Genomic DNA, 16,398 nt, shown 5'->3' with positions numbered 1-16,398 from the left:
CGGCCGTGTCGGCCGGCGGTTGCGGAGGTGGAGATGCGCACGCGTGAGGTGACGATCCCGGTGGCCGACGAGGGCCTGCCGGCCGACCTGATCCTGCCCGAGCGGCCAGCCGGGGTGGTGCTCTTCGCCCACGGCAGCGGCAGCTCCCGGCACAGCCCGCGCAACGTGGCGGTCGCCCACGTGCTCAACGACCGGTCGCTGGCCACCGTGCTGGTCGACCTGCTCACCCCGGCGGAGGACGCGGTGGATGCCCGCACCGCCGAGTTGCGCTTCGACATCGGGATGCTCGCCGACCGGCTGGCCGCGATCGTCGACTGGATGGCCACCGATCCCGACCTGGGTCCGCTGCCGGTAGGGCTGTTCGGGGCCAGCACCGGCGCCGCGGCCGCGCTGGTCGCCGCCGCCGCCCGGCCGGACCGGGTCCGGGCGGTGGTCTCCCGCGGCGGCCGGCCGGACCTGGCCGGCACCGCCCTGTCGAAGGTCCGGGCGCCGACGCTGCTGCTGGTCGGTGGCCTGGACGAGCAGGTGATCGTGCTCAACGAGCAGGCGCAGGCCGAGCTGGGCGACGTCGCGGAGCTGCGGATCGTCCCCGGCGCCACCCACCTCTTCGAGGAGCCCGGCACCCTCGACCAGGTCGCCGACCAGGCCGCCGGTTGGTTCGCCAACCGCCTCGCCGTCCCCGCCTGACCAGGCCGCGCCGCCCCGATCTTCCGGTCCGCGTGACTCAGGCGGGTGGCGCGGTGGACGGCTCCCGGTGGCGCTGGACGGTGTCGATGACCCGCCACGTCACGGCGGCGATGGGCACCGACACGAACGCGCCGGCGATGCCGGCGATCAGCGTGCCGGCGGTGACCACGACCAGGATGACGGCGGGATGCAGCTGCACCTGACGCTTCATGATCAGCGGTTCCAGCAGGTTGCCCTCGATCTGCTGGACGGCGATCACCGCGGCCAGCGTGAGCAGCGCGGTGGTCGGGCCGTTCGCGGCGAGGGCGACCAGCACCGCCACCGCGCCCGCGACCGTCGCGCCGATGATCGGCACGAACCCGCCGAGGAAGGTGATCAGCGCCAGCGGCAGGGCGAGCGGCACCCCGAGCAGCACCAGCGCGAGCCCGATGCCGAGCGCGTCGATCGCCGCGATGATCATCGTGCCCCGGCTGTACGAGCCGAGCGTCCGCCAGCCCACCCGACCGGCCGCCGCGGTGATCGCCCGGTTCGGGCCGGTCATCCGGCGCAGTACCCACCGCCACTTCGACCGGCCGTCCTTCAGCAGGAAGAAGAGCAGCACCAGCGCCAGCAGCACGGAACCGGCCACCTCGGCGGCGGTACGCGCCCCGCCGACCGGGTCCGGGGCGCTGCCGCTCAGCCCGTCCCGGGTCTGCTGGATCAGCCGGTCCAGCTGGGCGTCGGTGATCGGCAGGGTGGAGGTGACGAAGTCGCGGCTGCGTGCCAGGCCCTGGTCGAGCTGCTGGCTCAGCTCACCGAACTGGCTCGCGGTCAGGTTCCACACCAGCACGCCCACCCCGACCAGGACCCCGAGCAACAGCAGGATGGTGAGCAGGGCGGCGGGTGCCGCCGGCACCCGGAGCCGGCGCAGCAGGAGCAGCACCGGGTCGAGCAGGGCGGTGAGGAAGAGCGTTCCGGCCAGCGCGATGGCCAGCGGTGCCAGCAGCACCGCGATCTTGCCCAGCAGCCACGACCCGGCGATCACCACCACCAGGCAGGCGCTCCACGTCACCGCGGTCCGGACCGGCCAGGGCAACCCCGCCCACGCCTGTCGGGGCCCCGGCGCGGAGGTGCGCTCCGCCGTCACCTCGGGCGTCCGCCCGGCATCGTCCTCGGCCACGTCGACCCTCCTCGATCGTGGCCGCACGGTACCCGCACCGTCCCGATCCGACACCCCGGCCCGGTGTGGCCGGCATCCCGGCCCGGTCCGGCGATCACCCGGCCCGGCACGCCGGGCGCGTGGGTGGCGTCGCGGCGAGGGCGACACCGACCGGCGCTGACCGCACCGCGCTCCCGGGCCGCCGCACCGTCGGTGGCCCGGGAGCGGCGTTTCCGGTCAGCGGAAATCTCCACCGGAGCCGCTGGTCTGGATCGACGGATCTCGCTACTATCCGCAGTCGGAGCATGATTCGGCGTCGAGGCCAACCGGGACGAGACCATCTTCCCCGACGTGAGCCGGCAGAGCGGCCTGCTGGTCCGGGGTCGCGATGCCGGTGGCCTGTTGCCGAGGACGGCCCTTCCCGATCAAGGGCAGCAACCTGACCTTCAACCTGGACTGGACCACCAGCGGCCACACCGGCGTCGACGTGCCGGTCACCGCCGACGGCCCGCTGGCGGAGGAGTTCACCGGCAAGCACCCGAACACCCACGTGCACGACGTGCTCGCCAGGATTCTGAACCGCTGACGACCCGACCGCGGCCTCCCGTCCCGACCCGGGGCGGGAGGCCGCGGCGTTTCCGGCGGGGGAAATTCTCAGCGGCGCAGCAGGGCGGGCAGCTCGGCGAGGGTGGCGAGCGCCGGGCCGTCCCAGGCCGGGTCGGTGTCGTTGTGCTCGATGGTCCGCAGCACCGTCATGCCGACCCCGGCCGCGCCGGCCAGCTCGCCGTCCGCGCCGTCGCCGACGTACACGCAGGCGGCCGGCGCGACGCCAAGCCGCTCGGCGGCGGTGCGGTAGATCGCCGGGTCGGGCTTGGCCACGCCGATCTCGCAGGAGAAGACGGCCACGTCCAGCCGGCGGGCGAGGGCGCTGGCCGGCCACGCCTCGAATGTCTCCGACGTCGCGTTGCTGATCAGGGCGAGCGGGTGGCCGGCGGCCCGCAGCGCGTCGAGCGCGTCCAGGGTGGCCGGTGACACCGCGGCCAGGACCCGGCGGGCCAACGCGCGCCGATGTGCCCCGGCCCGGGTCACCGCCTCGTCCGATGGTGTGCCGCCGAGCCGCCCGGCGAGGATCCGGACGGTTTCCTCCACGTCCCAGCGGACCAGCCGGTCTCGCCAGGTGGCGTGGTATTCGCCGACCAGCGCCGCCGGCTCCACCCCGACCAGTAGGGCCATCTCGCCGACCACCCGGTCGCGTTCGTCGTCGGCGCCGTGCACCAGGGTGTGGAAGAGATCGAAGATCACCGGCCGTGGCACGTCCACATTCTACCGAGTCGGGTCGCCCGGGCCGACCGGTCCTGATCACGACGAAGGGCCGGCCTCCCGCTCGGGGAGACCGGCCCTTCGTCGGTCGTGCTCCTGGATCAGGAGCTGTAACCGCGGCCCGCGATCCAGTTGGCCAGCTCGGTCACGTCCATCCAGTACTCCGGCTCGTTCGGGCTGGCCGGGTCGGCGATCATCACCGTGTTGCCGTCGTCCTTGTACTCCACCACGGTCACGTAGTGGCCGGGGAAGCCGTGCTGCACACCGTCGATGTCCAGCGCGGTGCCCATCGCGTTGGCGACGACCGGGCGACCGTCGTCCACCGCCGCCTTGACATCGGCCCGCAGGCTCTCGACCTGCTCCTTGGTGGCCACGTCGTCACGGATCTCGGTGGTCTTGTACTTGCCACCGCTGTACTCGTTGAGCACGCGGGTGACGTCGAAGGCAGAGTCGGTGCCGTTCTCGGTCGTGCCGAGCTTCTGCGCCAGCTCGTCGAGGCCGACGAACTTGCCCTCGGCGGACAGCGCCATGGCGGTCGACGTCGGGCCGCAGTAGTAGAAGTTCGGCTGCGCCTCGTACTGGTAGTTGGCGCGGCGCTCGCCCTTGCCGGTGCTCTTGTCGGCGGTCATCGAGCTGACCGGCTTGGCCTGCGCCGGGGCGGCCTGCGCGGCCACGGCCGGACCGGCGATGACACCACCGGACATGATCAGACCGGCGACGGACAGCATGCTGTTACGCATGATCGTGTTCATGTCGAAGCTCCATTCGGGGTTGGCTCCGGGGGTACGGAGGCGCAGCACCTTGAGTGGCGCTCGGCTTTCGGCCGTCCTGCTCGGCCGTCGTGCTCGGTCGTACGGAGGATGTAACGACCCGGCTCCCGCCGTGATTCCACCGGCGGTGTGACGGCGGCCGGCCAAAAACCGGACATCCGGGCCGATTGCCCGCGCCGAGGTCGCCCGTCGGGGTGGTATGCCTGAGGAGCGATATACCTGAGCGGCATATTTATGACTGACCGGTATATCGCTCGCCGCACGGTCCGGCGCGCCCGAAGGTGCAGTGCCGGCAGCGATCAGACGGACGGGTCGGCGGCGGGCAGACTGCCCAGCAGGCGCGTCACCGCGATCTCGATGACCACCCGCTCCGGATTGGGCCGCGGCTGGCGGTAGCGCTCGGCGTACCGGCGTTCGGCCTCGGCCACCGACCCGGGATCGCGGCGGAGCACCGCCCGGCCCTCCACGGTCAGCCACCACCGGCCGTCGACCTGACACACCGCGACCGGGGTGCCGTCGCGGCCGGCCGCCGCGACGTGCCGGGCCTTGGCGGAGGTTCCCGAGGTGATCACGCGGGCCAGCCCGGCGTCCGCGTCGAAGGTGACCCCCACCGGTACGACGTGCGGGGTGCCGTCCGCGCGCAGGGTGGTCAGCGTGGCGAGGTGCCGCACCCGGAAGAACGCGGTGACCCGTTCGTCGTGCGCGTCCAACCGGTGGTCGCCCGCCATGTTCCGTCCCCTGTCCGTCGACCCGGGCCGACCGCCGGTCCGGGCCCGATCATGACACGGGACCGCGGAGCCGACCCGGTTCCGGCGACTCCGCCGGGCCGGGCAGCCGGCGCTGCGCCGCCCGGTGCTTCCGGACCTGCCGGCCGAGGTAGATCAGGGCACCGGCCAGGACACCCATGTCGTCCAGGTAGATCGGGTCGGGGAGCACGTCCACCGGAAGGATCGTGTAGATCAGCGCGCCGTAGAAGGCGACCTTGCCGCCCACCCCGAGCGCGCCGAGCAGCCGGCGGGTGCGCACCACCCGGACGGCGAGCAGCACGGCCCCGACCAGCGTCGCCAGCGCGACGACGGCGGCGAGCACGACCAGGATCCAGGTCTCGCGGGACACAGGGTCACGCTATCCGAAACCGGCCACCGCCGCCTCAGTACGCCGGCACGGCCGCCCGACCGCGGGCCACGGTCGCGGTCTCCCGGGTGGTCTCCGTCGCCGCCCGGGTCGCCGCGACCTCCTGACCGGTGGCGGCGCGGGCCAGGTCCACAGTGGCGAGCAGCGACTGCGCCCCGGGTGCCCGGCCGGTCGCCGTGTACGCCTCCTCGCGGAGGCTGCGCGCGGCGGCGGCGGCCAGCTCGGCTGCCCGCCAGGCGGCCTGCTCCCGCTCCCGGGCCACCTGCTGCCGGGTACGCAGGTTGTCCCGGACCAGCCGCTTCAGCAGCAGCTCCTGCTCCACCGGGTGCCGGCTCGGATCCCATCCGCGGTGACCCAGGATGTCGCTGAGCTGCTCCACCGTGATCTCCCGCCGCCACTGCGCGTCGAGCGCCGCCCGGTGCAGCCAGCGCTCCCGGTCGGCGTACTCGGCGGGCGTCCGGGGCGTACGTGGCAGCGGCAGCGCGGCGGCGGCCGCCAGCCGGCGCACGTCCTCCTCCGCCGCCTCGTACGCCCGCCAGGTCGCCTCGGCCTCCTCCTGGACGGCCAGCCACTCGGTGCGGCGCCGCTCGGCGGTGGTCGTCGCGCGCTCCGCGGCCACCGCCACCTCCTGCGCGTAGCGGGCCCGTTCCCGGGCCTCCTCGGCCAGCTCGAAGCTGCTCGGCATCGCGGCTTCGCTGATCCGGTCGCCGAGCACCGACCGGAACCGGTCCGGGCGCACGATCAGCGCGGCGACGGCGATCGCCGCGACGGCGAGCAGGGCCAACCAGATCCCGGCGGCCTGTGGGACGTCGGGCAGGACGGTGGAGAAGACGGTCTGCATCACCAGCACCTCGTGGCGGATCGTTAGGAACTGAAGGGTCCGTGGACCGGTCGGCGAGGTCGGCCGGGGCTCGACGGCGGCGCGGAACGGTCCGGATGGCCGTACCCGATCGGCTCGGCGGGCAATCAGCAGGCGCCAGCGCGGGTGGGGCTCGGCAGGGCCGTACCAGGGCCGGGACTCAGCAGGGCCGCTTGGCGGCGGGACCTCCCGACGGCGGTCGGCGGGATCAGTGGCGCGGCGGACCGCGCCGGCCGACGGCGTCCCGACCCGGGTCAACGAGGGCCGGGCCGGCCGCGGAGGCTGCCGGAAGGGCGGAAGATCCGACCGGCCGCCCGACGCCGGCCCCGGTCGGGCGACCGCCCGGCGTGCCGGTGGCCCGCTCGGCTGTGGCGGCGCCGCTCGGGGCGGCGACCCACCCGCCGGCGCCGGCGCTCTGGCCGCTGGTCGCCGGGGCGGCGAACGTAGCTGGAGGAAGCGGGAACGCGGCGACCTGGCCGGGCTCCGCGGTCGGCCGGAAGGCCTCGGCGGGGGCGGCGGAGGCGGCCGTGCCGCCGAGCCCGACGACGAGCACCAGGGCCGTCACCGCCAGCCGGGCCAGCTTCCGCAGAGTGCGCAGCGTCGCGGCCCAGAGGGGCGGGGCGAACGCTACGGGCAGCACCACCTCAACCTATCGGTCAGGTCCGCCTCATGCAGCTCGACGATCTACCGGGCCGACGTGACCCGCCCCACGATTCCCTGTGGACGGAGGCACCGCCGGGCGGGCCGCTACGCCTCACTCGGCGCGCAGCCCGTCCGGACGGGTCAGCCGCCACAGCACCGGTAGGCTCGCCACGGTCACCAGCAGCACCACGGCCGCGCCGAGGCCGACGCCGAGGGCGACCACCGGCCAGCTCACCACGACCTGAGCGCCGACCATCCGGAGCAGGGCGGCGCCCAGGCCGAGCCCGAAGGCCACCGCGAGCACCAGTCCGATCGTCACCGGCACCCCGGTCTGCCCCAGCACCGACCAGCCCAGCGTGCCCCGTCGGGTGCCCACGGCGACCAGCATGGCCAGCAGCCGCCGCCGTTCCCGCAGCTGTTCCAGCACGCCGACCTGCATGCTCAGGCCGATCAGTGCGAGGGTGACCACCGCGCCGATGTAGAGGCCGCGGCGCACGTTGACGAACCGTCGGGACTCGGTGGAATCGGTGAGCGTGGTGACCGAGGCCAGCATGTCGATGCTCGCGGCGGTGCTGCGTACCCGCTCCAGCGCGTCCGGGTCGGCTCGGTCGATGCTGACCAGCGCGTTGGCGTCCATCCGGCCGAACCGGGTCAGGTCGGCGGCGCTCGGGGTGACCAGCAGCGCGCCGGTGAGCCGGCCGGTCGGTTCCACCCGGGCCGGCACGTCGCGGGTACGGGCCGGCAGCGTCCAGGTGGCGGTGCCGTCGCCGGACGTGAGGCGGGCGCCGGGGGTGAAGCCGACGATCTGCTGCTCCGGTGTGGATGGTCGCGCCACGAACACGTCCCCATCGGTGCAGGAGTCGAGGTGGGCGAACTCGGCCAAGGCGGCGCAGTCGCCGATTCGCAGTTCCAGGGCGGACCGGTCGGCGCCCCCGGATCCGGCGGCGTGCCAGCTGACCCCGGTCGTCAGCGTGCCGACGCTCTGGACGACCCCGGGGGTGGCAGCCAGCCGGGCCAACGCGGCAGCGGCGTCCGGCGGCGCCGGCAGCCGGATGTCGACCTGGGCGCGGGAGGTGTCCTGCCCGCTCGGCCGGGTGAACTCGTCCTGCACTCCGACGAAGAGCATCTGCAGGCCGATGGTGCCGGCCACCGCGACCGCCACCCCGTTGACCAGCCGTGCTGACATGGCGCTGTCCAGCTGGAGCCGGCGGACCGCGAGCTGCCACGGTACGGGACCGCCGCGGAGGCGGCGCACCACCAGGTCGACCAGCCACGGGAGCAGGGTCACCGTGCCGCTCAGCAGCAGCACCGCGCCGACGGCCACCTGCCAGTCCGACGTGCCGGGGCGACCCGCCGTGCTCCGCGCCAACGGGTAGAGCAGGCCCAGACCGGCGACCGGCAGCAGCAGGCGCCACCAGAGGCGGCGCCGGACCGGGGTGCCGCGCCGGACCACGCCGAGCGGCTCGATCACGATCCCGCGCAGGGCGACCAGGGTCACCCCGACTGCCAGCGCCGGCACGGTGACGACGACGGCCGCCACCAGCGGCAGCACCGGCCGGACGTCTGCGGCGTAGACGCTGAGGTCCCAGAGGGCGACCAGCGGCGCCAGTTGCCGGCCCGCGGTGAAGAACAGGCCACCGGCGACCATCCCGAGCAGCGCGGCGGCCGCGGCCTCGCCTGCGGCGATCCGGCGCACCATCGCCGCATCGGCGCCGAGCAACCGGAGGGCGGCGAGGCGCCGGTCGCGGCGTTCGCCGCCGAAGCGCACCGCCGCGCCCAGGAAGACCACCACGGGCAGCAGCAGCACCACGAAGATGACCACCACAAGCAGGGTGAGCACTGGTCCGAACCCCTCACCGGGCAGCCCACCGCCGAACGCGTCGAGGCGCGTCGCCCGATCCGCCGGCAAGGTGTCGCTGCCCAGGTAGAAGGCGAGTTCCCGGGGGCCCGCCAACCCGTCGGAACCGATCGTGCCGGTGACCCGGGCGCCGCCCAGCCGGGGCGCCAGCAGCGGCCCGTCGGGGGAGTCCAGCAACGTCTTCAGCGCCGGGGAGACGACCACCTGGCCCGGGCCGGGCAACGCGCTCAGTCCCGGTGGCACCGGCGCGGCCGGGCCCTCGGCGCGGAGCATCCGGCCCCGGACGGGCTGGCCGCGGAACATCGTGTCGAGTTGCGCCACGAGCAGGGTGTTCGCCGCCGCCGGCAGCTCCTGGCCGATCCGCAGGTCGTCGCGGGCGTCACCGCGCGCCTGCCGGGCCTGGAGGGCACCCGGCACGGCCGCCGCGAGCAGCAGCATCGCCACGCCGAGGCCGACGCCGAGCGCGGTCAGCGCGGTACGCGTCCAGCCGTCCCGCCCACCGGTGACCGCCATCCGGGCCCCCATCAGCAGGTCGCCCAGCGCGGCCCCGGTCCGCCCGCCGCGCCGGCGGGTTCCCACCCCGGTCACGCGACCTGCTCCACGCTGCGGGCCTGGCCGTCGCGGACCACCACCTCCCGGTCGGAGTACGCGGCGACCCGCGCCTCGTGGGTCACCAGCAGCACGGCGGCGCCGGTCTCCCGGGCCGCCCGGGTCAGCAGGCGCATCACGCGCTCGCCGTTCAGCGAGTCGAGCGCGCCGGTCGGCTCGTCCGCGAAGACCACCCGGGGACCGGTGACCAGCGCCCGGGCCACCGCCACCCGCTGCCCCTGCCCGCCGGAGATCTCGCCCGGCCGCTTGCCGGCCACCTCGATGACCTCCAGCCGGGACAGCCACTCGGTGGCCCGCCGCTCGGCCTCGCGGCGAGGGACGCGCTCCAGCCGCAGCGGCAGCGCCACGTTCTCCAGGCAGGTGAGCTCGGGTACCAGCTGCCCGAACTGGAACACGAACCCGAACTCCCGGCGGCGCAGCGCGCTGCGCTCGGCGTCGGAACGGGCGCTCAGGTCGACCCCCTGGTAGCGCACCCGGCCGGAGTCGGGCCGGACGATGCCGGCGAGGCAGTGCAGCAGGGTGGACTTGCCCGAGCCGGACGGGCCCATCACCGCGACCACCTCCGCGCCCCGTACGGCGAGCGAGGCGCCGGCGAGGGCGGGTGTGGGGCCGAACGACTTGTGCAGCTCCTCGGCGACCAGCAGCGGCTCCCCGGTCATCCCCGGACCTCCGTCGCCAGCTCGTCGAGGCGGGCGGCGGTCAGCTCCAGCCAGCGCAGGTCGGCCTCCAGATGGAACAGAGCGTGGTCGCAGATGAGCTGCTCGGCGAGGTCGCCCTCGGCCTTCCGCCGGGTCAGCTCGCGCATCAGCCGCAGGTGCTCGGCGCGCTGGGTGTCCAGCAGATCGGCGGCGGCGCGGCCGGTGAGCAGCGCGAGCACGACCTTGGTGTAGAGCACGCTCTGCAGGTAGGGCTCGGGCCTTTCGGGCTGGGCGAGCCACTGCCCGACGTCGGTCACCCCGGCCTCGGTGATCGCGTACCGCTTGCGCTCGGGGCCCTCGCCAGGTTCGACCGAGTCGACCTCCACCAAGCCGTTGCGCAGCAGCCGGGACAGGGTCGAGTAGACCTGTCCAAAGTGCAGCGGCCGGGCATGGCCGAACCGTTCGTCGTACGCCCTCTTCAGGTCGTAGCCGTGCCGGGGGCTGGACTCCAGGAGCCCGAGAAAGGTCTGACCGATCGACATGGGCGAAACTATACACATGAGGTATACGCAGTAGGTATACCTGAATGCGGCAACGCGAACGGCGCGACGCCCCGGTGCGGGACGCCGCGCCGTGGCGGTGTCAGATCAGTTGGTGCCGAGCACCGGGGGCGGGGCGGACCCGCCGTCCCCCCAGACCATCTCGTCCTCGGTCAGCCAGGTCAGCCGCTCGTCCGACTCCTCCCCGTCCGACTCGCCGCGCCCGCCGAGCACCCCGTTGCGGCCGGCGCCGGCCATGGCGGACCGGCTGCCGGCCCCGCGGCCGCCGGAACGGCCCTCCCCGTCGACCGCGCCCGCCCGACCCGACGCCAGTCGACCGGTGCCCGCAGCCGAGCGGCCCTCCGCGCCGGCGCCCGTCCGGGCGGAGGTCGACGCGGCCTGCCCCGACCCGGCCAGCGATCCGGTGCCGACCACGCCGCCGGCCGGCGTACCGCCGGGGAAGCCGGAGAGCGGACCGCCGCCGGTTGAGACCGCCGTGGTCGCGCCGGCCAGCAGCCCCCCGCCGAGCAGCGGGCCCGCGCCCGCCAGCGAGGTGCCCGCATCCGGGTCCACCGCGGGGGCGCCACCGGCGCCGACGATGTGACCCGTCGTGCCGGAGCCCACCGAGCCGTCGTGCCCGGTCGTGCCCGGGCCCGCGGAACCGCTGGTCGGGGCGGCATGGTGCACGCCGGAGGTGGTCGCGGTGGCGCCGGGGGCACGGGTGAACGTGCCGGAGTGCGGTGCCGCCGCCGGGGTGCCCACGGACGGTCCGCCGCCCGGCGTCGAGCCCGACGTGTCGGTGTGGCCCGGCAGGTCCGGATCCGGCGTGGGGGCGGTGACGACCCGCCCGTACGCGGAGAAGTCGTAGCCCTCGGCGAGCGTGGCCACCACCTGCACCATCCGCTGTTGCGCCTTCTCCTGCTCGGCCTTGTCCTGCTCGTGGCCGATGAACCCGCCGACCAGCGCACCGGGCACACCGCCGAGGAGGAAGCCCTTGCCGGCGCCGGAGAGCGTCTTGTCGTTGTCGTCGGTCGCCTCGGGGCTCTCCGCCTTCGCCTGGGCGGTGCGCAGCTCGTCGGCCATCATGGTGAGCGCGTGGTGGACGTCGGTCATCCCCTGGGCGAGGTCGCCCGAGTAACCGACCACCAGGTCCAGCCGGCGCTGGAACTCGCGGGAGGCGTCCCCTGTCCACCTCCGCGCCAGCGCGTCCAGGTCGCCGCCGAGATCCCGGCCGAGGCCCTCCAGCGTGCCCTTCAGCGAGCTCCACTGCGCGCTGAGGCCGTCGATCTGGCGCGGGTCGCCGGACTTGACGCCGTCGTACAGCTCCTGGTGGCTGACGTGCTGGTAGCGCTGAATGTATTCAGACACGCGGGTCCCCCTCCGCCGGCTTCAGCGCCTCGTCGACGCCCGCGAGGGCGGCCATGATGTCGGCCGCGGTCGCCGCGTTGCGCGCCTCGGTGGTCCGGTAGTTGGCCATGATCGTGCTGGTCGCCGTCTGCGCCGCGATGATCGCCTTGCGCAGCCGCTCGACCTGCGCCGCGTAGCTGGCGTGGGTCTCGGTGTAGCGGCGGGCATTCCCCGTGGCGTCGGCGAACGTGCCGAGCGCCGGCGGCCGGCACTGCAGCTCGGTGTTGAGCTTCCGCAGCACCGACTCGACCTCGGTCAGCCGACCCGCCAACCGCAGGTGGAAGTCCTCCAAGGACAGTACGTCGACTGTCGTGCGCCCGGTCATGGCTGCATCCCCGTAGTCATCGTCGATAGCCGTTGCCCGTGCCCAGGTTAGTCGACCGGAGCCAACCGGGGCGACCCGTCAACCACGCACCGCTCATCCACTTCGAACCATGCCCGCTCAGCCGCCCTGGGCCGGCGTCGCGTCCGGGCTCCCGGTCGCGGGTTCCGCCGGGGCGGGCGACGAGCCGCCGGCCCCGGGCTCGAAGTAGGCCAGTGCGTCCGCCCGCTCCAACGCCGGACCGGTCGGGATCAGGGCCAGCAGCGACGCGGGCACCGCCAGCGGGGTCACTCCGCCGTACCCGAGCGCGGTCAGCGCGTCCCCCGAGCGGGTGCCCAGCGGGTAGCGGACGCCCTGGGCGCTGACCAGGTAGACGGTCGAGCCGGCCGCCGCCGCGCCACCCTCGCCCGACCCGGCCGCGGCCTGCACCAGGACACCCTTCCCGCCGGGCAGCAGCACGCTCTCCGCGGTGCGGACCGCGTCCCGGTCGCCCTGGCGTACGGCCACCCCGGCATCCCCGGTCAACTCGGCCGGCGGCCGGTCGAAGACCTCCAGGGTGGTGGTCGGCGGCCCGCCGGCGGCGCCGGCCCGGTAGCTGGCGCAGAGCACGGTCTGACCCGCGCGGACCTCGTGCAGGGCAGGCAGCCGCTGCGGCGTGCCCTCGGCCTCCAGCCGCTGGTCGGTGAGGACCTCGCCGGCCTGGTCCGGGGTGATGTCGGTGACCTGACCGCCGTCGCCGAGCAGCAGCAGCGCGGTGACCTCACCGATCGCGGCGAGCCCCTGCCGGGTCAGCACGTAGTGTTGCCCGGCGGCCCGGAACACCTGGCCGATCTTCGCCGGACCGTCCCCCACCCGCAGGCCGCTGGGGCTCCCGTCGCCGTCGATGGTCGGCTTGCGCAGCGGCGGGCCGGCCGGCACCGCGTTGAGCAACTGCTGCCCGACGCTCGCCGTGGCCGCGCCGGCCATCTTCAGCGCGACCAGTGCCTGCTCACCCCCGATCAGGCGCAGCTGCGACCCGGCGGTGAGCAGATACCGGTCTTCGTCGGTCCGGACCAGCACGGCCTGGTCGGTGAGCGGGGTGCCGCCCGGCATCGGGTGGTCGATCACCAGCCGGGTGCGGGACCGCCGCGGGTCCGCCGGGTCGGGCACGTCACAGACCGACCAGGGCAGCCCCACCAGCGACTTGCGGTCCGGCAGGTCGTCGGGGGCGCCGACGATGCCGACGGCGTGACCGCGCGGGCGGTCCTTGATGGAGGCCTGCGACATGGTCCGCACCTGCGGGTCCGCCTCGTTGAGGATGAGCCGGGCGGAGGCGTAGTTGAGCGTCGGGTGCAGCAGCCCGTCGGCGAAGACGTAGGTGGCGCCGGTCTCCCGCTCGATCACCAGGGTGTTCGCCTCCAGCGGCGCGGCGTTGCCGGTGAGCTGGCCGTACGCGCCGGCGCCGCCGAGCACGATGGCCGCCACGAGGACGCTGCCGACGACCGCCATGCCGAGCCGCCGCATCGGCAGGTCGTTGGTCTCCGGGTCACCGGAGAGCAGGGCCGAGACGATGCGGCGGGTGACGAAGCGGTACGCCTGCACCTGGTCGCGGCGGGTCCGCATGACTAACCTCCGGCGGGGGTGGGTCCGCGACGATCAGGTCCGAACTCCGTCGCGGGCTTCCCTACGATAAGGGGCCGTCGGGGGTTCACCGGGACCCCGCCCGTCCTCCGGCGGCGCACCGATCCGGCGGATGCCCAGGATGTCCAGAAGGGACGCTCACCGATGACGCAGCTCCAGGCGCCACCCGGTCGTACGGCCACCGTCCCCGCCGTGCCGGCGGACCGACCGGTCACCCCGGTCGACCGGCGGCGCCGCGGCCGGATCGGGCCGGTGGTCGTCGGCCAGCTGGTGGTGCTGGAGTGCGCCGCGCTCGCCGTCTGGCTCGCCACCGCCGGCCCGGACTGGCTGCTGCCCGTCGTCGCCGTGGTCGCCGCGCTGGCCGTCGGCGCGGCCTTCGGTCGGCGGGGCGGCCGCTGGTGGTACGAGGACCTGATGCTCCGCCGCCGGCTGCGGCGCCGCCGGGAGCGGTCGCGGGCGGCGGTGCCCGCCGGCGATCCCCGACTGGCCGCGCTCGCCCCGGAGCTGACCGTCGTCGAGCTGACCGAGCGAAACACCCGACTCGGCATCGGCCAGGACGACCGGGGCTGGTTCGCCGCGGTCGCGTTGACCGGGCGGTCCGGCGCGCCGGCCGGTTCCGTCGAGGCGGCCGTGGTGGACCGGGCGCTGGCGGTGCTCGCCGACTTCACCGGGCCGGTCACCCAGACGCAGGTGGTCTCGCACACCCTGGTCTGGTACCCGGCGCCGGGCGCGCCGCCGGCCGCGCACCGGACCGTCTGGGTGGCGCTGCGGCTGTCGGTGTCCGACGCCCGCGCCGAGGCGGTCAGCCGGGGCGGCGGGATGCGCGGCGTGCACCGTACGGTGGCGGCCGGGATCGGCCGGCTCGGCAAGGCGCTGAACGCCGCCGGCCTCAGCCACCGGGTCCTCGGCCGGGACGAGTTGTCCGCGGCGGTGGTCTCCGCGGCCGGGCTGGACCTGGCGCCGGAGTCTCCCGCGGAGAGCTGGACCAGCCTGCGCGGTGGCGGCTGGACCCAGCGTTGCCTGGTCCTGCGGCCACGGCCGAACGGCTCGCTCGGCGGGCTGGTCGACGCGGTGACCGCGACCTCCGCCCCGTCGCACACGGTGGCCGCGGTGGTGCTGCCCGGCGGGCGCCGGGTGCCCCCGCTGCTGCGGGTGGCGGCGATGGACGGCCACGCGGCGGCGCTGGTGAAGGCCGTCCGGGACGTGGCGAAGCGCTGCGGCGTGCCGGCCCGCCCGCTGGACGGCCAGCACGGTCCCGGCGTCTACGCCACCGCGCCGGTCGGCACCGCGATGGGCACGGTCACGGTCGAAGGTTGACGATCCAGCCGTAGAGGCCGCAGACCCAGGCGGCCAGCGGCACCAGGCCGACGATCAGCAGGACCTCGACGATGTCGAGGGTGCGCCCCCACACCGGCGAGATCCGCTTGCCGGCGACGGTCAGCCCGTAGATCAGGCTGATCACCGCGGCCAGCAGCAGCCCGCCCAGGATCAGGCCCAGCCGGACCGGGAGCGATCCGGCGCCGAAGGCGGCCGCGGCGGCCAGCCCGAGGCCGGCGGTGCCCGCGAAGAGCACCGGTGTGCGCTGGGCCCGGCCGGTGAACGGCCGCGCCCGCAGCAGCGACAGCAGCGCCAGCACGAGGCAGAGCAGCACCGCCGGCAGTCGCCCGTTGTCGGCCAGGACGACCTGCCCACCGAGGACGAGCAGCGCCACGGTCCACAGCAGACCGGTGAGGAACTGGTCGGCGCGTTCGCTGTTGCGCAGCACCTGCCGGCCGTCGACGGTCTCCGCGTCGGTCTTCAGGTCCTCCGGGCCGGTGGGGATCGACGGCACGGGCAGCCGGGCCAGCCGGTACGCGATCATCGGCAGGGCCGGCAGGGCGGCGAACGCGACGGTGGCGACCACCGCGGCGGCGGCCGCCGCGCCGATGCCGAGGGCCAGGCAGAGCACGGCGCCCAGCGCGACGGCGGCGCCGACCGCGGTCGCGCCGAAGAACAACGGCAGCCGGTCGCCGACGGCCAGCGCCGCGATCGCGCCGACGAGCACCACCGCGGTCGCGGCCAGCAGCACGTGCGGGCTGGCCAGCTCCGCCAGCTTCCGGTCGCCGGCCAGGACCAGCAGCCCGCCGACCGCCGCGTAGCCGAGGGCGCCCACGGCCAGCATCGCGCCGGTCCGGCTGTCGCCGCCAGCCCGGGACACCACCGCGGCGCTGACCAGCAGGACGACCGCGACCACCAGCGCGGCCAGCGCGCCGGGCAGTTGGGGTGGGCCGGCGAGGAGCGCGGCCAGCGCGCCGGCCGACAGGGCCACCCCGGCGAAGAGCGCCGCGAAGGACCGGGTGGTGCCGACCTGCCAGGTGCCGGGCCGCTGGTTGGTGGCGGTGGCGACCGCGTCCACCACGTCGTCGAAGACGATCTCCGGGGCCGCGGCGGCGCGCGGGCTGAAGTAGAGCACCTCGCCGTCGCGGACGCCGAGCTGCGCGGCGGTACGACCACCGTCCAGCGGCTGCCCGCCGAGCCGGGACAGGCTCCACCCGCCGTGCCGGACCCCCTCGTCGGCGAGGTCCTCGCCGGCGTACCGCAGCAGGGTGGGCAGCAGGTCGGCCAGCGGCACGTCGGACGGCAGCGCGAGATCCATCCTGGTCCGCGGCGCCACGATGGTGATCCGGCTCAGCCCGCCGGTCGCCGTCTTCGTCGCCACTGTGGCCTCCTCGTGCTCGCCTACGATCCACCTCGGCCGCTGACGTCGCCCCCGTGGGTCCACGACGCCCACGGGAGATTACCTACGATGGCGGGCGCATAGGATGCCCACCCGACGACTCCGGTCGGTCGCGAACCGCATCAGGGCCGCTCTTGGG

Annotated in this window: 17 protein-coding genes; 3 read left to right on the top strand and 14 right to left on the bottom strand. The window is 75.0% G+C overall.

The window, feature by feature from the left end; translation table 11 throughout:
- Positions 1-33 precede the first annotated feature (33 nt).
- Positions 34-687 carry a dienelactone hydrolase family protein gene (locus OG799_RS26205; RefSeq protein ID WP_406038508.1) on the top strand — a complete coding sequence of 218 codons (654 nt, stop codon included), beginning with the start codon at positions 34-36 and terminating at the stop codon, positions 685-687.
- Positions 688-724: 37 nt separating this feature from the next.
- On the opposite strand, the gene OG799_RS26200 is transcribed toward OG799_RS26205, so the two are convergent.
- Positions 725-1,846, bottom strand: a complete 1,122-nt coding sequence (locus tag OG799_RS26200) for an AI-2E family transporter (protein ID WP_406038506.1) — start codon at positions 1,844-1,846, stop codon at positions 725-727.
- Between the two features lie 367 nt (positions 1,847-2,213).
- Between OG799_RS26200 and OG799_RS26195 the strand changes: the two genes are divergently transcribed.
- Positions 2,214-2,411 carry an alkaline phosphatase gene (locus tag OG799_RS26195; protein WP_406038504.1) on the top strand — a complete coding sequence of 66 codons (198 nt, stop codon included), beginning with the start codon at positions 2,214-2,216 and terminating at the stop codon, positions 2,409-2,411.
- 68 nt (positions 2,412-2,479) lie between these two features.
- Here the strand turns inward: OG799_RS26195 and OG799_RS26190 are convergent, their stop codons facing one another.
- From OG799_RS26190 to eccB, 12 genes are all read right to left on the bottom strand, one after another.
- A complete protein-coding gene (locus OG799_RS26190; RefSeq protein ID WP_406038502.1) occupies positions 2,480-3,139 on the bottom strand; it encodes an HAD family hydrolase in 660 nt (219 codons plus the stop codon).
- A gap of 107 nt (positions 3,140-3,246) precedes the next feature.
- A complete protein-coding gene (locus tag OG799_RS26185; RefSeq protein ID WP_406038500.1) occupies positions 3,247-3,897 on the bottom strand; it encodes a C39 family peptidase in 651 nt (216 codons plus the stop codon).
- Between the two features lie 317 nt (positions 3,898-4,214).
- A complete protein-coding gene (locus OG799_RS26180; RefSeq protein WP_406038498.1) occupies positions 4,215-4,643 on the bottom strand; it encodes a pyridoxamine 5'-phosphate oxidase family protein in 429 nt (142 codons plus the stop codon).
- Positions 4,644-4,692: 49 nt separating this feature from the next.
- The gene (locus OG799_RS26175) at positions 4,693-5,031 is read right to left on the bottom strand and encodes a hypothetical protein (RefSeq protein WP_406038496.1); all 339 of its coding nucleotides are present in this window, start codon (positions 5,029-5,031) and stop codon (positions 4,693-4,695) included.
- A gap of 34 nt (positions 5,032-5,065) precedes the next feature.
- A complete protein-coding gene (locus tag OG799_RS26170; RefSeq protein WP_406038494.1) occupies positions 5,066-5,890 on the bottom strand; it encodes a hypothetical protein in 825 nt (274 codons plus the stop codon).
- Positions 5,891-6,116: 226 nt separating this feature from the next.
- Entirely contained in the window at positions 6,117-6,548 is a 432-nt protein-coding gene (locus tag OG799_RS26165) for a hypothetical protein (protein WP_406038492.1), read from the bottom strand.
- A 114-nt stretch (positions 6,549-6,662) separates the two neighbouring features.
- Positions 6,663-8,996: an FtsX-like permease family protein gene (locus OG799_RS26160; RefSeq protein WP_406038490.1), complete on the bottom strand. Its 2,334-nt coding sequence runs from the start codon at positions 8,994-8,996 to the stop codon at positions 6,663-6,665.
- Positions 8,993-9,676, bottom strand: coding sequence for an ABC transporter ATP-binding protein (locus OG799_RS26155; RefSeq protein ID WP_406038488.1), 684 nt, complete (start codon positions 9,674-9,676; stop codon positions 8,993-8,995). The genes OG799_RS26160 and OG799_RS26155 overlap by 4 nt, the downstream gene beginning before the upstream one ends.
- Positions 9,673-10,197, bottom strand: a complete 525-nt coding sequence (locus OG799_RS26150) for a PadR family transcriptional regulator (protein ID WP_406038486.1) — start codon at positions 10,195-10,197, stop codon at positions 9,673-9,675. Before OG799_RS26150 ends, OG799_RS26155 begins: the two co-directional genes overlap by 4 nt.
- 105 nt (positions 10,198-10,302) lie before the next feature.
- Positions 10,303-11,562: a hypothetical protein gene (locus OG799_RS26145; protein ID WP_406038482.1), complete on the bottom strand. Its 1,260-nt coding sequence runs from the start codon at positions 11,560-11,562 to the stop codon at positions 10,303-10,305.
- The gene (locus tag OG799_RS26140) at positions 11,555-11,926 is read right to left on the bottom strand and encodes a hypothetical protein (protein WP_406038480.1); all 372 of its coding nucleotides are present in this window, start codon (positions 11,924-11,926) and stop codon (positions 11,555-11,557) included. The genes OG799_RS26145 and OG799_RS26140 overlap by 8 nt, the downstream gene beginning before the upstream one ends.
- Positions 11,927-12,043: 117 nt before the next feature.
- Positions 12,044-13,525: a type VII secretion protein EccB gene (eccB, locus tag OG799_RS26135; RefSeq protein WP_406038478.1), complete on the bottom strand. Its 1,482-nt coding sequence runs from the start codon at positions 13,523-13,525 to the stop codon at positions 12,044-12,046.
- A 162-nt stretch (positions 13,526-13,687) separates the two neighbouring features.
- Between eccB and OG799_RS26130 the strand changes: the two genes are divergently transcribed.
- Positions 13,688-14,860, top strand: a complete 1,173-nt coding sequence (locus OG799_RS26130; RefSeq protein WP_406038476.1) for a type VII secretion protein EccE — start codon at positions 13,688-13,690, stop codon at positions 14,858-14,860.
- Here the strand turns inward: OG799_RS26130 and eccD are convergent.
- Positions 14,844-16,241, bottom strand: coding sequence for a type VII secretion integral membrane protein EccD (gene eccD / locus OG799_RS26125; protein WP_406038474.1), 1,398 nt, complete (start codon positions 16,239-16,241; stop codon positions 14,844-14,846). The two genes, OG799_RS26130 and eccD, sit on opposite strands and share 17 nt — an antisense overlap.
- Positions 16,242-16,398: the final 157 nt, after the last annotated feature.

The sequence above is a fragment of the Micromonospora sp. NBC_00898 genome, from assembly GCF_045207895.1.
Taxonomy (GTDB): Bacteria; Actinomycetota; Actinomycetes; order Mycobacteriales; family Micromonosporaceae; genus Micromonospora.
This window is presented reverse-complemented; position numbering and strand designations above follow the sequence as displayed.

Coding starts and splice junctions, on each gene's coding strand:
- OG799_RS26205 (WP_406038508.1), top strand. CDS start 34: ATGCGCACGCGTGAGGTGACGATCCCGGTGGCCGACGAGGGCCTGCCG.
- OG799_RS26195 (WP_406038504.1), top strand. CDS start 2,214: ATGCCGGTGGCCTGTTGCCGAGGACGGCCCTTCCCGATCAAGGGCAGC.
- OG799_RS26185 (WP_406038500.1), bottom strand. CDS start 3,897: ATGAACACGATCATGCGTAACAGCATGCTGTCCGTCGCCGGTCTGATC.
- OG799_RS26180 (WP_406038498.1), bottom strand. CDS start 4,643: ATGGCGGGCGACCACCGGTTGGACGCGCACGACGAACGGGTCACCGCG.
- OG799_RS26170 (WP_406038494.1), bottom strand. CDS start 5,890: ATGCAGACCGTCTTCTCCACCGTCCTGCCCGACGTCCCACAGGCCGCC.
- OG799_RS26155 (WP_406038488.1), bottom strand. CDS start 9,676: ATGACCGGGGAGCCGCTGCTGGTCGCCGAGGAGCTGCACAAGTCGTTC.
- OG799_RS26150 (WP_406038486.1), bottom strand. CDS start 10,197: ATGTCGATCGGTCAGACCTTTCTCGGGCTCCTGGAGTCCAGCCCCCGG.
- OG799_RS26140 (WP_406038480.1), bottom strand. CDS start 11,926: ATGACCGGGCGCACGACAGTCGACGTACTGTCCTTGGAGGACTTCCAC.
- eccB (WP_406038478.1), bottom strand. CDS start 13,525: ATGCGGACCCGCCGCGACCAGGTGCAGGCGTACCGCTTCGTCACCCGC.
- OG799_RS26130 (WP_406038476.1), top strand. CDS start 13,688: ATGACGCAGCTCCAGGCGCCACCCGGTCGTACGGCCACCGTCCCCGCC.